Annotated in this window: 19 protein-coding genes and 1 pseudogene; 12 read left to right on the forward strand and 8 right to left on the reverse strand. The window is 60.4% G+C overall.

Translation table 11 applies throughout. From position 1 onward, the window contains the following. Window positions 1-24: 24 nt before the first annotated feature. The 3 genes from BSP239C_RS11520 to BSP239C_RS11530 all read right to left on the reverse strand — a co-directional run bounded on the left by BSP239C_RS11520 (window position 25) and on the right by BSP239C_RS11530 (window position 3687). Window positions 25-1170 carry a BMP family protein gene (locus BSP239C_RS11520; protein ID WP_226841802.1) on the reverse strand — a complete coding sequence of 382 codons (1146 nt, stop codon included), beginning with the start codon at window positions 1168-1170 and terminating at the stop codon, window positions 25-27. A 73-nt stretch (window positions 1171-1243) separates the two neighbouring features. After that, complete coding sequence (locus tag BSP239C_RS11525; RefSeq protein WP_257930179.1) at window positions 1244-2470, reverse strand: amidohydrolase; 1227 nt, start codon at window positions 2468-2470, stop codon at window positions 1244-1246. A gap of 101 nt (window positions 2471-2571) precedes the next feature. After that, window positions 2572-3687, reverse strand: a complete 1116-nt coding sequence (locus BSP239C_RS11530; protein WP_101572974.1) for a mannose-1-phosphate guanylyltransferase — start codon at window positions 3685-3687, stop codon at window positions 2572-2574. 316 nt (window positions 3688-4003) lie between these two features. Here BSP239C_RS11530 and sdhC point away from each other — a divergent pair, with 316 nt between their 5' ends. The 11 genes from sdhC (at window position 4004) to BSP239C_RS11580 (ending at window position 13676) form a co-directional block, all read left to right on the forward strand. Continuing rightward, window positions 4004-4381 carry a succinate dehydrogenase, cytochrome b556 subunit gene (gene sdhC / locus BSP239C_RS11535; RefSeq protein WP_101572978.1) on the forward strand — a complete coding sequence of 126 codons (378 nt, stop codon included), beginning with the start codon at window positions 4004-4006 and terminating at the stop codon, window positions 4379-4381. Between the two features lies 1 nt (window position 4382). Continuing rightward, window positions 4383-4835 (forward strand): succinate dehydrogenase hydrophobic membrane anchor subunit, encoded by a 453-nt coding sequence (locus tag BSP239C_RS11540; protein ID WP_101572980.1) that lies wholly within the window; start codon window positions 4383-4385, stop codon window positions 4833-4835. A gap of 10 nt (window positions 4836-4845) precedes the next feature. Further along, window positions 4846-6606, forward strand: a complete 1761-nt coding sequence (gene sdhA, locus BSP239C_RS11545) for a succinate dehydrogenase flavoprotein subunit (protein WP_101572982.1) — start codon at window positions 4846-4848, stop codon at window positions 6604-6606. Continuing rightward, window positions 6606-7403, forward strand: coding sequence for a succinate dehydrogenase iron-sulfur subunit (locus BSP239C_RS11550; RefSeq protein WP_101572984.1), 798 nt, complete (start codon window positions 6606-6608; stop codon window positions 7401-7403). Before sdhA ends, BSP239C_RS11550 begins: the two co-directional genes overlap by 1 nt. 274 nt (window positions 7404-7677) lie before the next feature. Continuing rightward, window positions 7678-8934 (forward strand): D-alanyl-D-alanine carboxypeptidase family protein, encoded by a 1257-nt coding sequence (locus tag BSP239C_RS11555; protein WP_101572986.1) that lies wholly within the window; start codon window positions 7678-7680, stop codon window positions 8932-8934. A gap of 48 nt (window positions 8935-8982) precedes the next feature. After that, window positions 8983-9456: a hemerythrin domain-containing protein gene (locus BSP239C_RS11560; RefSeq protein WP_101572988.1), complete on the forward strand. Its 474-nt coding sequence runs from the start codon at window positions 8983-8985 to the stop codon at window positions 9454-9456. Between the two features lie 402 nt (window positions 9457-9858). After that, window positions 9859-10026 carry a hypothetical protein gene (locus tag BSP239C_RS20735; protein ID WP_180958991.1) on the forward strand — a complete coding sequence of 56 codons (168 nt, stop codon included), beginning with the start codon at window positions 9859-9861 and terminating at the stop codon, window positions 10024-10026. A 201-nt stretch (window positions 10027-10227) separates the two neighbouring features. Beyond that, entirely contained in the window at window positions 10228-11343 is a 1116-nt protein-coding gene (locus BSP239C_RS11565) for an aromatic acid exporter family protein (protein WP_101572990.1), read from the forward strand. 170 nt (window positions 11344-11513) lie between these two features. Then, on the forward strand, window positions 11514-11702 hold the full coding sequence (locus tag BSP239C_RS11570; protein ID WP_101572991.1) for a hypothetical protein: 189 nt from the start codon (window positions 11514-11516) through the stop codon (window positions 11700-11702). Between the two features lies 1 nt (window position 11703). Continuing rightward, a complete protein-coding gene (locus BSP239C_RS11575; protein WP_101572993.1) occupies window positions 11704-11955 on the forward strand; it encodes a hypothetical protein in 252 nt (83 codons plus the stop codon). Between the two features lie 548 nt (window positions 11956-12503). After that, entirely contained in the window at window positions 12504-13676 is a 1173-nt protein-coding gene (locus BSP239C_RS11580) for an AI-2E family transporter (RefSeq protein WP_101572995.1), read from the forward strand. A gap of 23 nt (window positions 13677-13699) precedes the next feature. Here BSP239C_RS11580 and BSP239C_RS21140 read toward each other — a convergent pair. Further along, window positions 13700-14068 (reverse strand): annotated as a pseudogene (locus BSP239C_RS21140) (hypothetical protein); the annotation flags it as partial. A 361-nt stretch (window positions 14069-14429) separates the two neighbouring features. Between BSP239C_RS21140 and BSP239C_RS11585 the strand changes: the two are divergent. Next, window positions 14430-14648, forward strand: a complete 219-nt coding sequence (locus tag BSP239C_RS11585; protein ID WP_257930180.1) for a hypothetical protein — start codon at window positions 14430-14432, stop codon at window positions 14646-14648. A 333-nt stretch (window positions 14649-14981) separates the two neighbouring features. Here the strand turns inward: BSP239C_RS11585 and nrdF are convergent, their stop codons facing one another. The 4 genes from nrdF to nrdH all read right to left on the reverse strand — a co-directional run bounded on the left by nrdF (window position 14982) and on the right by nrdH (window position 18904). Then, on the reverse strand, window positions 14982-15962 hold the full coding sequence (gene nrdF / locus BSP239C_RS11595) for a class 1b ribonucleoside-diphosphate reductase subunit beta (protein WP_101572999.1): 981 nt from the start codon (window positions 15960-15962) through the stop codon (window positions 14982-14984). A gap of 146 nt (window positions 15963-16108) precedes the next feature. Continuing rightward, on the reverse strand, window positions 16109-18235 hold the full coding sequence (gene nrdE / locus BSP239C_RS11600) for a class 1b ribonucleoside-diphosphate reductase subunit alpha (RefSeq protein ID WP_257930185.1): 2127 nt from the start codon (window positions 18233-18235) through the stop codon (window positions 16109-16111). A gap of 5 nt (window positions 18236-18240) precedes the next feature. Continuing rightward, window positions 18241-18654: a class Ib ribonucleoside-diphosphate reductase assembly flavoprotein NrdI gene (gene nrdI / locus BSP239C_RS11605; RefSeq protein ID WP_101573003.1), complete on the reverse strand. Its 414-nt coding sequence runs from the start codon at window positions 18652-18654 to the stop codon at window positions 18241-18243. A gap of 1 nt (window position 18655) precedes the next feature. Continuing rightward, entirely contained in the window at window positions 18656-18904 is a 249-nt protein-coding gene (nrdH, locus tag BSP239C_RS11610) for a glutaredoxin-like protein NrdH (RefSeq protein ID WP_092106910.1), read from the reverse strand. Between the last annotated feature and the right edge of the window lie 97 nt (window positions 18905-19001).

Here is a 19001-nt window from a genome sequence, read left to right on the forward strand (position 1 = left end):
CAGCTTATCGGATCAGGGTCACGTTCAGGGCTTCTTCGGATCTATGTCACCGCTCTTGATCCGCTCTCGCAGATCGGCGATGCTGCGGCCCGCATCGGAGACGCGGCTGAGGAACCCGTCTTCGGCGGCGATTCCCACTCCACCGTTGTCGATCGTGCCCTTGTAGTGACGGTCTGTGACCATGAAACCACCCATGTCCACGGGCTCGTCCTTCGACGCCTCGGCGACCTCATCGGGGTTCTTGCTCTGTGGCCATTCGGCAAACATGCTCCGCAGTCCGCGCCGGATATTCGGCTCGATCGTCGCAATGATCGTGTCGCTGAAGGCCCCGGAGGCTCCGTACCAGATCACCTTCGGCAAGACCGGCTTCTCATCGCCTTCAGCCTCCGGCTCTTGAGTGCGCAGCGATGTCAGCGTATCGGTCGCAGCGGTGACGACACCCATCGCCGCCGCCGATCCGAAGGGCACGAGCACATCGACGTCGGAGTCGTGCGCCGTTTCGAAGAAGGCCTCTCCCTCATCGCTGGTGTCTGCCACGGTGCGGACGTCGACGGCGGACTCGCGGTAGGACTTCACCTTCTCCACGTCCTCGTCGGCTTCGTCATTGTAGAGGTCGACTCCGGCGTCGAAGGCGGTGAGTATCTTCTCCGCCTGCGGGAATCCCTGGGACACGAGCGCGCCGACCTCGCCGGTCTCACTCGCGGTCGCTGCGATGTAGCCGGCGATGAAGGCCGGCGGCACGAGGTCGAAGTCGATGCTGAGCACATTGTCCGGGAAGTCCTTGCGACCGCTTGCCACGCCCAGGAAGATCTCATCCGGGTTGGATTTGGCATGGTCTCCGAGCTCGTCTGCCCCGCCGGGGCCCAGCACCGTGGTCAGTGCGCAGTCCTGGTCGCTCATCCTCTTCAATGCCGCCGAGGTGGCCGATGAGTTTGAGACTCGCTGACTCGAGGTCGCGGAGAAGAGTCCTGCCGACCGTGCCAGTTCCGTCTCTGCTAAGGTCAGTGCCCCCGCCGAGTGATCGTCGAATCCCGCGGGAGCCGAGATCATGCAGCCGAGCGTGGCGTCTTCGACGGGTTCGGGTGCCGTCACCGAGCAGGCGCTCAGCGCCACCAGGCTCAATGCGCTGAAGCCGGCGCCCAGCACCAAGCTCATGACCTTCACTCTCATGTCTCCAAGATTATCGGTTCTGTCTGAGTCCGCGGTGCAACGACGAGGCTAGACCCCCGAGGCAGTAGCGAGGCTAGTCACGCTGGAGAACCTTCAGTGCGGTCGCGGTGAAGATGCGGGCGGCGATCTCGACGCAGTCTTCATCGATGAGCAGATCACCCTGGTGGATGTCGTAGGTCGTCCCTCCCGGGGTGCGGGTGCCCATACGGATGAGGGCTCCGGGACAGTGCGTGAGGTACCAGGCGAAGTCCTCTCCGCCCATGGACTGCGGAGTCAGCTGGACGGAGTTCTCTCCGAGTTCACCACGAACCGCGGATTCGATGAGCGCGACCTGGTCTTCGGTGTTGACCACCGGCGGGACACCTCGGCGGGGGTCGAGGTCGACGGTGACCCCGTACGGGCCGGCGATCCGCTCGACCAACTCCGGCAGCACCTCGGCAACCTGGTTCCAGCCGTCGACGTCGAGGCAGCGCAAGGTCCCGCGCAGAATCCCCTCACTGGGCACCACATTGGCCGCATGGCCGGCACTGATCTCGCCCCACACGAGGGAGATCGCGTGACGCGGATCGATGAGTCGGCCCAGCGTCGAGGGCAGATCGGTGGCGAGTTTGCCCAGCGCGTAGACGAGGTCTTCGGTCAGGTGGGGCCGCGAGGTGTGCCCGCCATGACCGGAGAGGCGAATGATGACGGTATCGCCCGCTGCGGTGATGGCACCGATGCGCGAGCCGATCCGACCGACGTCGACATTGGGGTCGCAGTGGAGTGCGTAGACCTCGGGGACATCGTCGAGGACGCCCTGCGAGATGACGCGCAGTGCTCCGCCCGGGGTGACTTCCTCCCCAGGCTGGAAGATGAGTCGCACCCGTCCCCCGAGACCGCCGGGAGCGGATTCGTGGAGTCGTTGCAGGGCGATGGCTGCGCCGACAAGCCCGGTCAGGTGCACATCGTGACCGCAGGCGTGTGCCACACCGGGCATTGTTGAGGCGAAGTCCTCATCGATGAGGTCATCGATGGGCAGAGCATCGATGTCGGCTCGCAGGCCCAGTGCGATCGGACCCTCGCCGACTTCGCAGACGATGCCGGTGGCCTCGAGGCGCCGAGGTGTCAGACCGGCGGCCTCCAGACGGGCGAAGATCTTGTCCGTGGTGTCGTACTCCTGGAAGGACAGTTCCGGGTGTGCGTGGACGTCACGGCGGAAATCGATGAGCTCTGCACCGATCTCAGCGACTATAGAGCTGATCACGTCTGGTCCTTCTGGGAGCGCGACGCCCTCGGGGCGCGGTTCGGATTTCTGAGACATTGACTGCAATGCTAAGCACTCCGCGTCACATTTGGGCGCACTGCGACCAAATTCGACACACTCCGCTTCCAGCTGCCGCCTGTTCTGCCTGCAGCGCCTGCCTACAGCAGGTCGTCGAGTCCGCGTTCACCGGCGGCAGAGACGGCCTTCTTCACATCCTGGGCGTGGGAGCGGGAGGTGATGAGCAGGACGTCTTCGGTGTCGACGACGACGAGGTCGTCGAGGCCGACGATCGCTACCGTGCGCGGCTTCTGGGATTCGGAGAAGACGACCCCTGAGGCATCGATTTCGAGGAGGTCGCAGTTCTGACCGATCGAGATGACCCCAGCGGGCTCTCCGGGCACCGGCTGGCGCAGACGTGCCACCGAGTCGAAATCGCCCACGTCATCCCAGCCGAAGTCGCCGGGGATGACGATGACACGGCCGGCTGCGGCAGCGGGCTCGGCCACGACGTAATCGATGGCGCGCTTCTCCAGCCCGGGCCACACCTCGGCGAGCACCTGCGACTGGGTATCGGTCCCCCAGGCCTCGGCGATCCGCGACAGTCCCGCATGCAGGGTCGGGTCCTCGGCTTCAAGGACCTCGAGGAGTGAGGCGGCGCGGGCGATGAACATGCCGGCGTTCCAGCGGTAGCGACCGGAATTCACGTAGGCGCGGGCGGTGCTCGCGGCGGGCTTCTCGGCGAAGGCCATGGCGCGCCTGGCGGTCGGTGCGCCGTCGATGCCCAGCAGTTCACCGGTCTCGATGTAGCCGTAGGCGGTGGCAGGATTGCGGGGCATGATGCCGACCGTGACGATGTCGCCGGTCTGCGCGGCAACGCAAGCCTGATCAATGACGAGCCGGAATTCGTCGACGTTGGTGATCGAATGGTCCGCGGAGAACGATCCGACGATCGCATCCGGGTCCTCCTTGGCGATGAGCATGGTCGCGAGACCGATCGCGGCCGCCGAGTCCTTCGGAGACGGTTCGGCGAGGATCTTGTGCACCGGCATCTCGGGAAGCTGCTCGACGACCTGCTCGCGGTGGCTCTCGCCCGTCACGACCCACACGCTCTCAGGGCCGACGAGCGGTGCGACACGATCCCAGGTGGACTGGATCAGGCTCCGGCCCGTACCCAGCACATCGTGGAGGAACTTCGGCGATGCCTTGCGTGAAAGCGGCCAGAGCCGAGTTCCGGATCCGCCGGCGGGGATGATGGCGTGGAAGTGTGTGTTCACATCATCAGTGTCTCAAAGTTCGGGCACTGACTGACCGATGTTGTCCGCCGTGTCGGGGTGAGGAGAACCGGAAGCCGAACGGCTCAACCTCGGCGATGGTTCCGACTCACCAGGTCAGCCCGGCGGGCGCATTAGTTAGCGCACACACGTATGCTGTAATTGAATTTCGTCGTATCCGAGAATGACGACTGTGAGGGAACTGCCAGGAACTTAATGTGATCCACCACGCTCAGGCGTGGCCCGACTGGCAACCAGGCGGCGTTCGGCGTAGTTTCTTGATGTACACAGTCGATTAATCCAAGATGGAGGATGCTCCGTGGCCAAAGCGTCTACGGGCACTCTGTACCGAGGAAACGAAGGAATGTGGTCCTGGGTCGCGCATCGCGTCACAGGCGTCGGAATCTTCTTCTTTCTATTGGTCCACGTGCTCGATACTGCACTCGTTCGCGTCTCACCCGAGGCCTACAACGCCGTGATCGGAACCTACAAGACACCGTTCATGGCTATCGGCGAGATCGCACTCGTTGCCGCAATCGCATTCCATGCGTTCAACGGCCTTCGCGTCATTCTCGTCGACTTCTCGAAGAGCGGACCGAAGAATCAGAAGAAGCTGTTCTGGGGAGTCATCATCGTATGGCTCATCATCATGATCGCCTTCATCCCCCGCCAGCTGATGCACACGTTCGGAGGATGACATGAGCACAACATCGATCCCGGCTCCGCGCACCGGCTACTCGCGCCACAAATCAACACGTTCGAAGTTCGAGATGTTTGCATGGCTGTTCATGCGCATCTCGGGCGTCGTCCTCGTCATCCTCATCTTCGGCCACCTCTTCGTGAACCTGTGGGCCGGAGAAGGCGTCCAGGCCATCGACTTCGGATTCGTGGCCGGCAAATGGGCCAGCCCGTTCTGGCAGATCTGGGATCTGCTGATGCTGTGGCTGGCAATGTTGCACGGCACCAACGGCCTGCGCACCATCATCATGGACTATGCCGAGAAGCCCGGCACCAGGATGGCGCTCCAAGTGATTCTCTACATCGCCTCGGTCATCGTCATCGTGCTCGGCACGCTCGTCATCTTCACATTCGATCCCTGCCCGGCCGGAGCCGACCCCGCACTGCTGGCGTCATTCTGCTCGGCCGCATAGAAGGAGAAACATGCAGGTACATCAATACGACGTTGTCATCGTCGGTGCCGGTGGCGCCGGAATGCGCGCAGCGATCGAATCGGGCCAGAACGCCCGCACCGCGGTCCTGACCAAGCTCTACCCCACCCGCTCGCACACAGGTGCAGCTCAGGGTGGAATGTGCGCCGCTTTGGCGAACGTGGAAGAGGACAACTGGGAATGGCACACCTTCGACACCGTCAAGGGCGGTGACTACCTGGTCGACCAGGACGCCGCCGAGGTGATGGCCAAGGAAGCCATCGATGCTGTCCTCGATCTGGAGAAGATGGGGCTGCCCTTCAACAGGACCCCTGAAGGCAAGATCGATCAGCGCCGCTTCGGTGGTCACACTCGTGACCACGGCAAGTCCGCCGTCCGCCGGTCCTGCTATGCAGCAGACCGCACCGGCCACATGATCCTTCAGACTCTCTACCAACAGTGCGTCAAGCACGGTGTGGAGTTCTACAACGAGTTCTACGTCCTCGACCTCGCCATGACCGAGGTCGACGGAGTCCGCCGTCCGGCGGGCGTCGTCGCCTACGAACTGGCTACCGGCGAGATCCACCTGTTCCAGGCCAAGTCGGTCGTCTTCGCAACCGGCGGCGTGGGCAAGGTCTTCAAGACCACCTCGAACGCCCACACCCTGACCGGCGACGGCATGGCCGTGGCCTACAACCGGGGCATCCCGCTTGAGGACATGGAGTTCTTCCAGTTCCACCCGACCGGACTTGCCGGTTTGGGCATTCTGCTCTCCGAGGCCGCTCGCGGCGAAGGCGCGATCCTGCGCAACTCGGAGGGTGAGCGCTTCATGGAACGCTACGCACCGACGATCAAGGACCTCGCTCCTCGTGACATCGTGGCCCGTTCCATGGCCAACGAAGTGCGTGAAGGCCGTGGCTGTGGACCGAACAAGGACTACGTCCTGCTCGACCTCACGCACCTCGAGCCTGCGCACATCGATGCGAAGCTGCCCGACATCACCGAGTTCGCCCGCACCTACCTCGGTGTGGAGCCCTACACGGAGCCGGTGCCGGTCTTCCCGACCGCGCACTACGCCATGGGCGGCATCCCGACCAACATCCAGGCCGAGGTGCTCGCGGACAACGACAACGTCATCCCCGGCCTCTACGCCGCCGGTGAGGTCGCCTGCGTGTCTGTCCACGGATCGAACCGTCTGGGCACGAACTCGCTGCTCGACATCAACGTCTTCGGGAAGCGCGCCGGCATCGCCGCAGCGGAGTACGCGAAAACCGCAGACTTCGTCGAACTGCCCGAGGGTGCCGAGAACGACACCGTCGCATTGCTCGAGAAGATGCGGACCTCCGATGGCACCGAACGCATCGGCGCCATCCGCAAGGATCTCCAGGAACTCATGGACGCCAACGTCCAGGTCTTCCGCACTGACGAGACTCTGCGCGAAGCGCTCGACGAGATCGCGAAACTGCGTGAACGTTACAACAACGTCGGCATTCAGGATCGCGGCAAGCGCTTCAACCTCGACCTCCTCGAGGCTGTCGAGCTGAACTTCCTGCTCGAACTCGCCGAGGTCATCTCCGTCGCCGCCATCCACCGTAAGGAATCACGCGGTGGACACTTCCGAGAGGACTTCCCGGATCGTGACGACGAAGGATTCATGCATCACACGATGACCTACCTCGATCCTGATTCCGAGACCGACGGCATCAAGGGCATGCGTCTGGAGACGAAGCCCGTCATCGTCACCCGTTACCAGCCGATGGAGCGTAAGTACTGATGAGCACCGATACCTCAACCGAGACACCGGAACCAGCCTCAAAGATCGACCTGCCCGACCACGTGGCAGGCGATGCCGGCTCGATTCCGTCATTTGACTGCACCTTCAAGATCGCACGCTTCGATCCCGAACAGGACGAAGAGGCGCACTGGGAGGAATACAAGGTCACGATGTACGGCACCGACCGTGTCCTCGACGCCCTGCACAAGATCAAGTGGGAGATGGACGGTTCGCTGTCCTTCCGCCGCTCCTGTGCTCACGGCGTGTGCGGCTCCGATGCCATGCGCATCAACGGCCGCAACCGTCTGGCCTGCAAGACCCTGCTGAAGGATCTTGACACCAACAAGACGATCACCATCGAAGCGATCAAGGGTCTGCCTCTGGAGAAGGACCTCATCGTCGACATGGAGCCGTTCTTCCAGTCCTACCGCGAGGTCATGCCGTTCCTCATCACCTCCGGCCACGAGCCGACGCGTGAGCGTCTGCAGTCGGCCGAACAGCGTGAGGCCTTCGACGACACCACCAAGTGCATCCTCTGCGCCGCGTGCACCTCGTCGTGCCCCGTGTTCTGGACCGATGGCCAGTACTTCGGTCCGGCAGCCATCGTCAACGCGCACCGTTTCATCTTCGATTCGCGTGACGAAGGCGGAGACATGCGCCTGGAGATCCTCAACGACAAAGAAGGAGTGTGGCGTTGCCGCACCACCTTCAACTGCACCGAGGCCTGCCCTCGTGGCATCGAAATCACCAAGGCCATTGCAGAGGTGAAGCAGGCAGTCCTGCAGCGCGCATTCTGATCTGATCAAACGCGCATCATCTGGATCGCCGAGGCGGCCGTGCACTTTACGTGCACGGCCGCCTTTTGCGTTGCCCATGTTGGAGTGAGTGTGCAGCCTGAGATCCCCGAGCGTGCGTGTCGTCTGCGTGGGCGTGTGTGGGAGTTCGACAGTCTGAGTCAGAGTGGACAGGTTTGAAACCAGCTCAGTCTGACTTCGACTGTCGAAGTGCTGTGCGATATCGCACGAGACTGCCTGAGGACTGCTGGTCCTTTGCCGTCGTAGACTGGTGCGCATGCTTTCGACCCGCACTTCCTCTGCGTCACTGACGACATCTGCTCCGCATTCGTTCGGGGCGGGAGTGCGCCTCATCGTCGGTGCCGCTCTCGCCCTTCTGCTCATCGGCGCTCAGCTGGTCCTCTCCCCCACGAGCTCACATGCGGATGCGAAGCCCGACAAGAAGCAGGAGAAGGTCTACGAAACTCCGGCCGACCTCGGCGATGGAGCGAAGCCACCGAAACCGGTGGGCATTTCATGGCTGGTGGGAGACCTCGATACGGGCGAAATTCAGGCCGCCCACGACATCGACAAGAAGCACGCGCCGGCGTCGACGATCAAGCTCCTGACCGCTCTGGCTCTGGTCGACGTGCTCGACGATCCCAAACAGAAGGTCGAGGCGAAGTTCGAGGACATGGAGATCGACGGCACCAAGGTCGGCCTCATGCAGAAGAACAAGTACACCGTCGATCTGCTCTTCCACTCGATGCTGATGTCGAGTGCCAATGATGCCGCGAACGCGCTGGGTCGGGCCGCTGGCGGTCAGGAGAAGGCCGTGGCCCTGATGAATGAGAAGGCCGAGGAGCTGGGTATGACGGACACCCACGCAGCGAACACTTCCGGCCTCGACGACAAGAATCAGTACATGACGGCTGCAGACATGATGAAACTGGCGTGGGCGGTGTGTGAGGACGACTACCTGATGAGCGTCATCGACACCGAGACCATCAAGTTCCCGGGCGGGAAGAACCCGGTCACGAAGGAGAAGTTCAAGGGCTACGAGATTCAGAACCACACTCAGATCGTCGGACAGGTCGACGGCGGGCTCGGGCTGAAGAACGGGTTCACGCGTAAAGCCAAGGGCGCCTATATCGCCGTGGCCGAACGTGACGGTCACCGTGTGGTCGCGACGATGCTCGGCATCGACAACAACTCCCGACAAGCCGCGGTCGACCTGCTCGAATGGGACTTTGCCCAGAAGGAACCCAAGTCTCTCCAGACGATCCCCGTCGGGCAGACCGTGACGCCGAGCGCCGATCCCAGCGCCTCGGCGAGCAGCAGTGATGCCGGCGGCAGTGGAAGCGACTCCCACGGCACAGAAAAGGAATCGGGTGAGAGCACCGATGATTCTACGGCTGCGGCGAACGGAACCGAGGCCTCATCGTCGGTGCTGGGCATCTCCGCAGAGAATCTCCTCCCATTCGCAATGTTGGCCGGCGCTGCGGTGCTTCTCATCGCGGCAGGGACCATCTGGGTCCGAATGCGCCGGAGCTGAGTGACCTGATCTCAGATAGAATCGGGACAGTCCCGTTCGGAGGTTGCCGTGAAAACACCATTGCTGTCCACACTCCTTGAGCGCGAACATGAGGAGATCGATGGCGGAATCGAGGAGTACGCCGACGGTCTGAGCAGTGGCGGAACTGACTCAGCGCCCCTGCTGCGGGCGATGGCGGCTCTGCGACGTCACATCTATCTCGAAGAGGAATTCATCTTTCCAACGCTGCGCACGGCCGGACTGATGATGCCTGTGTTCGTCATGCTCCGTGAGCACGGTGAAATCTGGGACGCGATGGCCTCCCTCGACGTGCAGCTGGCGGCTGACGCCGATTCGCAGACCATGGACGATGCGTGCCGGGACCTGCTGACTCGCCTCGATGCACACAATTCGAAGGAAGAGCCGATCATCTATCCGCGTGCGGATGCAGACCTGACGGATGAGGCGACCAGCCGCCTACGAGATTTCCTTGACGTGGGCGCCATGCCTGAAGGGTGGCGGTGCGAAAAGGCAACGCGGTGATCCGGTCCACAAACTGTTTGGCACCCCCTCGCGCTGCACCCCACACCTTGATTTTGACATCTTCTGATGAACTTGTATAAGCTGATGTCTTGCGTTCGAAGCAGTCCGGCTTCATCGAACCTTTGATTCCACTCTTACCGCAACATGCCATTCATTACGGCAGTTGAAGAATCAGGTTCAACTTGCAGATGAAATACGACGGACTCTATGTCTCTTCTGAATGCAGATCCCCCACCGTGACGGAGCAACCCGCACCACGGTAAAACCCAGCCGGCTCGCCACCGAGATTCTCGTTCGGCAGCTAGCACTATTCGGTGACTACCCCGTCACCAACTCAACACGAAAAGAATCGCGTGCACAGATGCATGCCATTCAACAGAACTGTAATGAAAGGAGGGAACGATGACTCAGTTCCCACAATGGGTTCAGCGTGCCGTCGAGCATGCAGGACTGATCGAACCGAGGATCAGCACCAGAAACACCGGCGAAATCACGATCAGTGATTCCACCGGACGGACCGTGCTGTTCACCGGAACATCGCTGCGTGAGACCACGCCGCTGGCGGCTTAATCGCCGCCGTCTGTCGGGTTCCTCTTCGCACTGCTGGGTCTTAAGCAGAGCGGGAACTAAGACAGTCTGACCTCAGCCCGACATTTCGCAGGTTCTGCCTGCAGGAATGTCGGGCTTTTTCATCGCCCACCTGTGCACGTCACCGATTATGAATGCCAGGTAGGGTGAACACTCCATCCTCATGGTCCGAAAGGACGACCATTGCCGCAGAACTCGCAGCGACAGCTATCGCTACTTGCCCGACGCCCCGATGTCATCACCGATCTGCTCCAGATCGTCAAGGCGGTCATCGCAGCTACCGGCGCGTGGTGGCTGTCCGATAGCGTTCTGAACTCTCAGATGCCATTCCTGGCACCGTGGGCAGCACTACTGACAGTTCACGCCACCGTCCACCGCTCGTTGTCTCGCGGTGCGCAGTCGACTATCGCCTCAACCCTCGGCGTTGCCTTGTCCTTCGTGATCGGCAACTACCTGGGCGTGAGCATATGGACATTTGCGCTTGCGCTCCTGGTCGGCCTCTCCGCTGCTCGGCTGCCTTGGATCCGCGATGAAGGTATCGCGATCGCAACAACAGGCATCTTCGTCCTCGGGAGCGGCTTCGACAGTCAGCAACCCCTTCTCGGGGAGCGGATCTTGGAACTCTGCGTCGGCGTCGCCGTCGGCATCGTCGTCAACCTTCTGGTAATTCCACCTCTGCGCGATCAACAGGCAAAGCGCTATGTCGACAGCATCAACCGGCGCATGGGCGACACCTTGGTCGAAATGGCCGATGAACTGGACGAAGGATGGGACACAGACAACGCCAACGACTGGTTCCAAACGACCAAATCTATGAGCGAGGAACTGAACTCAGCATGGCAGTCGGTCAAGTTCGCCAGGGAGAGTCAACGGGCGAACCCCCGCGACCGTCTGCGTCGGCGACGCACCCCATCCGGTGTAGCCCGCGAAGTGCAGACATCGCCGGAGGACGCCAGCTACGAGAACATCCTGCAGCGGGTCGATGAAGGCATCTCCCACCTGCGCCATCTGACCCGGACTCTGCGCGAGGGCTCTTACGATACCGGCGAATGGGACACTCGCTTCCGCGAGAAGTGGACAACAATCGTCCGAGACGCCGGTCAATCGATAGCCGACCCAGATGCGGAAGTCGAACCGATCTTCAAACGCCTCGAAGAGCTGTCGGTGAACATGGCCGAAGATGACGGCCTCCCGGAACGTTCCTGGGCCCTATACGGTTCACTGATCGCGAGCGTGCAGCACATCGCCGCCGTCGTCGATGACGTCGCCTCCGCGCGTACAGCACGCGATGCTGGCTGACGCTGGCGGGTGACGCATCGAATCACAGACGACGACCGAAGCTGGTCTTACCTCAGGCGGTCTCAGTCTGCTGTGCGGCACCCGTAGTGGATTTACCGGCCGTATCCACACCACCTGGCTCCTATGTGATTCGGGTGCTAGAGAGACGATGATCTGAGGAAAGTGCGACAATGGCCGAGAACAATCAAGACTCGAATGGGACGACGACGGTATTTCTCCTAGCAGGCGCGATACTCCCGTTCTGTACTTTTGTGGCGCTGCCCGGTGGCCATGATGAAGTTCATCCGGTTGGGCTGCTCGCTACGATCGCTGTCGTACTGACAGGTTCCGTCCTCCGTGCTCTCGAACAGAAGGACTGACATGCGTCTTGCATTTGGACAGATACTCGTTTTGCTCGTGATCCTGGCCGTCATCGCTGCGATTATTGTGGGCGCGATCTTCGGAGTCATCAAGCTCGTCAAGTCCACGAAACGATGTGAAGCTGACCGCAAGCTCACGCTCCCCCTCGAGTTCGCTATGCCCTGCGAGTTTCGCACACGCCGACGCCATGCAGGTGATGCGGCGAACCTCGGACTCGTGCGGGCGGGCCCTTTCAGGATTGAACTGGGCTGACCGCACCAATTGCACAGGTCTGCCTCATATATAGTCAGTGCGGGTCTATGGGAAGATCGTGGGCAGAAGCCGCTTCCACTTCCGACGATGGTTGAATGCACGAAAACGGCCCATCCAAGCAGTAATGCTCGGATTGGCCGAAAGCCGAGGGCGTCCGCCCCTCAGCGACTCAGAAGGTGACTCAGAAGTCCCAGTCGTCGTCTTCCGTGTTCTCTCGGCCTTGCCGATGACGCAGGAGCATCCAGAACCGCAGAGGTCGTGGTTCGCTCTTGCCTCCCGGTCAGGGAGTCGACCGTTGAATTCTAGGCGGAGTTTACGAGTTTCTACCTGGACCCATCGGGGATGAATGTGGTCAAGATTTGGGCAAATTCTGGGCCCTCGCTTCCCCTCTCACCGCACGTCGTCATGGTGCAACCACATCGCGACAGTCTTCTGTTGCTCGCCAAGGGAATACCCACGGCCACAGCCGTATGGCTCGTCGCCAAGCCCCCGGGCACACCTCGCCAACTGCACTTCCCCGCAACAACGCTTGAGGGTAGTGTGAATTCATGTTGAACGACTCCCAAGACTCCATGGAGAAAAATCGGGACGACCCTATTCCCGAAGGATTGAAGCTCGGAGCTCGTTTCACCGGCTACCTTCTGGTCATCGTCGCGGGGATCACCGTTGCGGGATTCCTGGCATTGCAAATGGCAGAAATCGTGATCCCCTTTCTGGCGGGACTGATACTTTCGGCCCTCCTGGTCCCATTGTCGTCGTTCCTGCAGCGGCATCGGTGGCCGAAGTGGCTGGCCGTGGTCACCGTCTGGGTCGTCGTCCTCGGCCTGCTGGCCGGACTCGTCCTCCTCATCACCTTCCAGATCAGAAGCGAGATTCCTGCGATCCAGAAACAGGTGGCGACGTCTCTGGACGCGGCGAAGCAGTTCTTGGCAACGCAGCCGTTCGGGCTGACCGAAGCCAAGCTCAACGATCTCGTCACCTCCTCGGGGCAGTGGTTGCAAGACAATGCTGCCGGACTCGGCTCGGGTGCCGCCGAAGTCGGCACTACAGCGGCTCACATCGTCGAAGGCGTCATCATCGTCTTGTTCGTGACGCTATTCGCACTGATCGACGGGAAAGGAATCTGGACCTGGGCAGTCCAGATATGGCCCCGGAAATCCCATCAGCGAATCATTGCAGCCGGAGACGCCGGTTGGAAGACCCTGTCGAGCTTCATTCGAATCCAACTCGTCGTCGCCGCCACCGATGCGGTCGGAATCGGCCTCGGTGCACTGATTCTGGGAGTGCCGCTGGCCGTACCGATCGCGACCGTTGTGTTCCTAGGAGCATTCGTCCCTTTTGTTGGAGCGATCATCGGCGGAGCGTTCGCAGTAGGTCTCTCACTAATGTTCAACGGATGGATTCACGCCGTCATCATGCTTGGCATCGTGATCCTCGTTCAACAAATCGAAAGCCACGTTCTTCAGCCCTGGTTGACCGGCTCACGAGTCAAAATTCACCCCTTAGCAGTGATCCTGGGCGTCACCGCGGGGGCTGCTCTTGCGGGCATTACAGGGGCATTCTTCGCGGTTCCTGTCATCGCTACTCTCAATTCAATGTTCAGAGCCGCGAAGAATCCGCCCACCGATCAGTCAGCGGCGAGTGCCCATCACACGATCAGCGATGCTGAAATGACCAACGACAGCGCTGGGAACGATCTCGAACCGAACGAAGACCGGTGAAGTCTGAGCTGATAACTCCGGGGTCACTTTCCAGCCAACGCAACTGCTGAAGGTTTGGTTGACTCCGGAGTTTGTGCCGCCAGAGCGACGGCCTTGTGGTGAACAGGCTCGTAATCAACCGGGGCCAGTTTACCCAATCTCCGTTGCCGACGCTTCCGGTGATAGGTCCGCTCAACCCAGTGCACGATCGCAGTCCGTAACCTCGCTCTTGTACCCCAACGGCCCCGATCAAGGACGTTCTTCTGCAACACGACGAGGAACGATTCCATTGCCGCATTATCACCAGCAACGCCGACCCTGCCCATCGAGCCGACTCGCCCATGATGCCGTAAAGCGTGCTGGAACTACCTGGGCCGAAATTGTGACCCGCGGTCGGTGGGGACGAGGCAGCCGGCAACGACTCGAGCCTCATTCGACAAAACCGGCGTAACTCGTGGTCGGACCGATCTCGGCGCTGGTCCCTCCACTCGCCTCGAACAGGTCGTGTCCGATCGAGGCCGGAGGTTGCCCGTATCAACCTGGGGCGAACGCTTTCGCATCGGCAGTGATATCGGCTGCGGTCTTTGTGACGACCAGTCTGGTGCCGGCCTGGGCCTTCACTCCGGCCCTTGTGAGGTCATGGCCGAGTGATCGGAATTCGCTTGCGTCGAACGCTTTGCCACCACTTCCTCATGCCGCCACCTTCTGTCCGTTGATGTTCTGGCACAGGTAGTCCCTGGTCCAGTTCGTGGTCCCGGACTCAGCCACAAGCACTTGAAGCTCGCGCTCCTTGAGGTGTGGCTCGTCGGGATTGTCGATGGTCTGGATGGTGTCTCCGCGGTGTCGGCCCGCGCCTCGGTGAAGGTGGTTCAGAACATGCTCGGGCACTCGTCGGCGGCCATGACGTTGGATGTGTATTCGGATCTGTTCGACACGGACGTGGATGATGTTGCCGAAAGGATTGATGCAGCTCGCAGTGCGCGGCTCGCGTGAAGCCTTCACCATAGATAGAGTGGGCGTGAGAACGAAGTGCGAATTCGTTCTCACGCCCGGATGGGGATCCTGCAGAGGGATCAGTACTTACTTCTTCTTGGGCTTATGAACGACGGTCGTCCGCGGGTTGCGGGCGGCCGTCGACATCTTCACAAAGCGTCCAGTGATAGCACTGCGAGCATGTCCTTTCTTAGCCAATCTCAATTCACCTCCCCTCGAGCTGAAATGTGGGCAAAAATTGGGCAGACCGATCTCGGCCAGCCCAAGTCTTCGCATACAGTGCGGGCCTGCCTTCCTCTCAAATCGAGGCGAGCAGGCCCGTCACCAGCAGTTTCAGAAGTCCCAGTCGTCGTCTTCCGTCTGCTCGGCCTTGCCGATGACGTAGGAGGAACCGGAACCAGAGAAGAAGTCGTGGTTCTCGTCGCTGTTGGGCGAGAGGGACGCGAGGATCGCCGGGTTCACCTCGGTGACCTCCTTCGGGAACATCGCTTCGTACCCGAGGTTCATCAGGGCCTTGTTCGCGTTGTAATGGAGGAACATCTTGCAGTCCTCAGCCAGCCCCACTGAGTCGTAGAGGTCATGCGTGTAGGCGACCTCATTCTCGTAGAGTTCGAACATGAGGTTCATCGTGTAGTCCTTGAGCTCCTGCTTGCGCTCCTCGGACTGTGACTCCAAACCCTTCTGGTACTTGTAGCCGATGTAGTAGCCGTGGACAGCCTCGTCGCGGATGATGAGGCGGATGAGGTCGGCCGTGTTCGTCAGCTTCGCATGTGCAGACCAGTACATGGGCAGGTAGAAGCCCGAGTAGAAGAGGAATGACTCCAGCAGCGTGGAGGCAACCTTGCGCTTGAGCGGGTCATCGCCTCGGTAGTAGCTGAGGATGATGTCGGCCTTGGACTGCAGGTAGGTGTTCTCCCGCGACCAACGGAACGCTTCGTCGATCTCTTTCGTCGAGCACAGGGTTGAGAAGATCGATGAGTATGACTTCGCATGCACGCTCTCCATGAACGCGATGTTCGTCATCACTGCTTCCTCGTGCGGCGTCACTGCATCCGGAATCAGGGAGATCGCACCCACGGTGCCCTGAATCGTATCCAGCAATGTCAGACCCGTGAAGACGCGCATGGTCAGCGTCTTCTCCTCCTCGGTCAGCGTCGCCCATGAAGGGATATCGTTGCTCAGCGGCACCTTCTCAGGCAGCCAGAAATTTCCGGTGAGGCGGTCCCAGACGTCATCATCGACGGGATCGATGACACGATTCCAGTTGATGGCATCGACATGCGAAGCCAAAGTCAGGTTCTCCAACGTTTCCATCTCTCTTCCAAGTTGCAGGTACGTCATACGTACGTGTGGTCTGCCGTGCAGACTAAGAATGTTGAGTACCCGGAGCCTGTTGTGTGCGCAGGCTCGGGGTCATGAGTTCAGCGGGCCGGTTGTCACCGGCCCGCTGAACTCATCGGTCACAGCATGCAGGAAACGCAGCCATCGACCTCGGTACCTTCCAGCGCGAGCTGGCGCAGCCGGATGTAGTAGATGGTCTTGATGCCCTTGCGCCATGCGTAGATCTGCGCCTTGTTGATGTCACGAGTTGTGGCCGTGTCCATGAAGAACAAGGTCAGCGACAGTCCCTGGTCCACGTGCTTCGTGGCCTCGGCGTAGGTGTCGATGATCTTCTCATAGCCGATCTCGTAAGCATCCTGGTAGTACTTCAGGTTGTCGTTATCCATGAAGGGAGCCGGGTAGTAAACGCGCCCGATCTTGCCCTCCTTGCGGATCTCGACCTTCGAAGCCACGGGGTGGATCGATGACGTCGAGTTGTTGATGTAGGAGATCGACCCTGTGGGCGGAACAGCCTGCAGGTTCTGGTTGTAGATGCCGTGCTCAGCAACTGCAGCCTTGAGCTCACGCCAATCGTCCTGAGTGGGGATGTGCACGCCCGCCTCGGTGAACATCTCGGCCACACGCGAAGTGCGTGGTTCCCACACTTCGTCGGTGTACTTATCGAAGTACTCACCGCTTGCATACTTCGACCGCTCGAAGCCGGCGAAGGCGGACTTGCGTTCCTTCGCGATCTCCATCGACGCCCGCACACAGTGGTAGGCGACGGTGTAGAAGTACATGTTCGTGAAGTCGAGGCCCTCATCGGAGCCATAGTAGATATGCTCACGAGCGAGGTAGCCGTGGAGGTTCATCTGCCCGAGTCCGATGGCGTGAGACATGTCGTTGCCGCGAGCGATCGAAGGAACCGACTGGATGTCAGAGGTTTCCGCGACAGCAGTCAGTCCGCGAATCGCGGTCTCAATGGTCTGCCCGAAGCTATCGGAATCCATTGTGAGCGCGATGTTGAGAGAACCGAGGTTGCAGGAGATGTCCTTGCCGATGACATCATAGCCGAGATCGGAGTCGTACTGGCTGGGCTCGGAGACCTGAAGGATCTCGGAGCACAGGTTCGACATGATGATCTTGCCGTCGATCGGGTTGGCACGGTTGACCGTGTCTTCGAACATGACGTACGGGTAGCCGGACTCGAACTGGATCTCCGCCAAGGTCTGGAAGAACTCACGTGCGCTGATCTTGCTCTTCTTGATGGCGGCGTTGTCGACCATCTCTTCGTACTTCTCTGTCACGTTGACGTCAGAGAAGGGCATGCCGTAGACGCGTTCGACGTCGTAGGGGCTGAAGAGGTACATGTCCTCATTGCGCTTGGCCAACTCGAAGGTGATGTCCGGGATGACGACGCCCAGTGACAGGGTCTTGATCCGGATCTTCTCGTCGGCGTTCTCGCGCTTGGTATCGAGGAACTTGTAGATATCGGGGTGGTGAGCGTGGAGGTACACGGCACCGGCGCCCTGGCGCGCGCCCAACTGGTTGGCATAGGAGAAAGAGTCTTCGAGCAGCTTCATGACTGGGATGACACCTGAGGACTGGTTCTCGATCTTCTTGATCGGTGCACCGGACTCGCGGATGTTCGTCAGAGCGAAGGCCACACCGCCGCCGCGCTTGGACAGCTGCAGTGCGGAGTTGATGGAGCGGCCGATCGACTCCATGTTGTCTTCGATGCGCAGCAGGAAGCAGGAGACGAGTTCACCGCGCTGCTTCTTGCCTGCGTTGAGGAAGGTCGGCGTGGCCGGCTGGAAACGGCCGGCGATGATCTCGTCGACGAGCTGGGTGGCCAGCTTCTCGTCGCCGCGAGCCAAGAACAGTGCGACCATGACGACGCGATCCTCGAAGCGTTCGAGGTAGCGCTTTCCGTCAAAGGTCTTCAGCGTGTAAGAGGTGTAGAACTTGAAAGCACCGAGGAAGGTCTGGAACCGGAACTTAGCCGAGTAGGCGCGCTTCGAGAGCTCTTCGACGAAGTTGAAGGAGTACTGATCGAGGACTTCGGGTTCGTAGTATTCCTTCTCGACGAGGTAGTCGAGCTTCTCCTTGAGGTCATGGAAGAAGACGGTGTTGTTGTTGACATGCTGCAAGAAGTACTGCCTGGCAGCCTGTTTGTCACGCTCGAACTGGATACGACCATCCTGGTCGTACAGGTTCAGCATGGCGTTGAGCGCATGGTAGTCAAGATCCGTCTCTTCGCGGATGATGTCTTCTACATTGCGGTCTTCAGCGAGCTCGCGCACAGTTTGTCCAATCCTAAATTCACTGCTTCGACTTCCTCTGGGGTTCCGAGGAGTTCGACACGGTACAGCACGGGTACATTGCATTTTGCGGCCACCTTGTGTGCCGCGCGACAGTATTCTTCGCCGAAACTCGTATTTCCAGCGCCGACGACGCCGACGAGATGGCGTCGATTCGATTCGATATTGAGGAACTTGATCACTTGCTTGGGAACGGCACCTCTGTTGGCACCGGCACCGTAGGTGGGAGTCACGAGGACGAACGGTTCGTCGATCGTCAGCGTCTCTTCTTTCGTCAGGAGGGGAAGCCGGCGCGAGGGGTGCCTCAGCTTACTGACGAAGCGGTCGGTGTACTCAGAGCTGCTCGAGTAGTAGACCAGGAGCATGTCAGGCCACGACGGAAACCGAGGTCTGCTCGCCGGCCAGAGTGGCGATCTTGTCCGGGCGGAAACCTGACCAGTGGTCGTTGTCGGTGACAACGACGGGAGCCTGCATGTAGCCCATGGCCTTGACGACATCCAAGGCGTTCTCATCGACACTGAGATCGACCGATTTGTACTTCAGCCCTTTGGCATCAAGCGCACGGTACGTGGCGTTGCACTGGACGCAAGCTGGCTTGGTGTACACGGTGATCATCGCGACTCCTCATTTCTGCACTTCGGCTTAGATTTCACGGTATGTCCACGCCGGATCCTTGACCTTGACAATGACGAATATCACGTCAAGCAGGCCC

The organism is Brevibacterium sp. 239c (genome assembly GCF_900169365.1).
Lineage (GTDB): Bacteria > Actinomycetota > Actinomycetes > Actinomycetales > Brevibacteriaceae > Brevibacterium.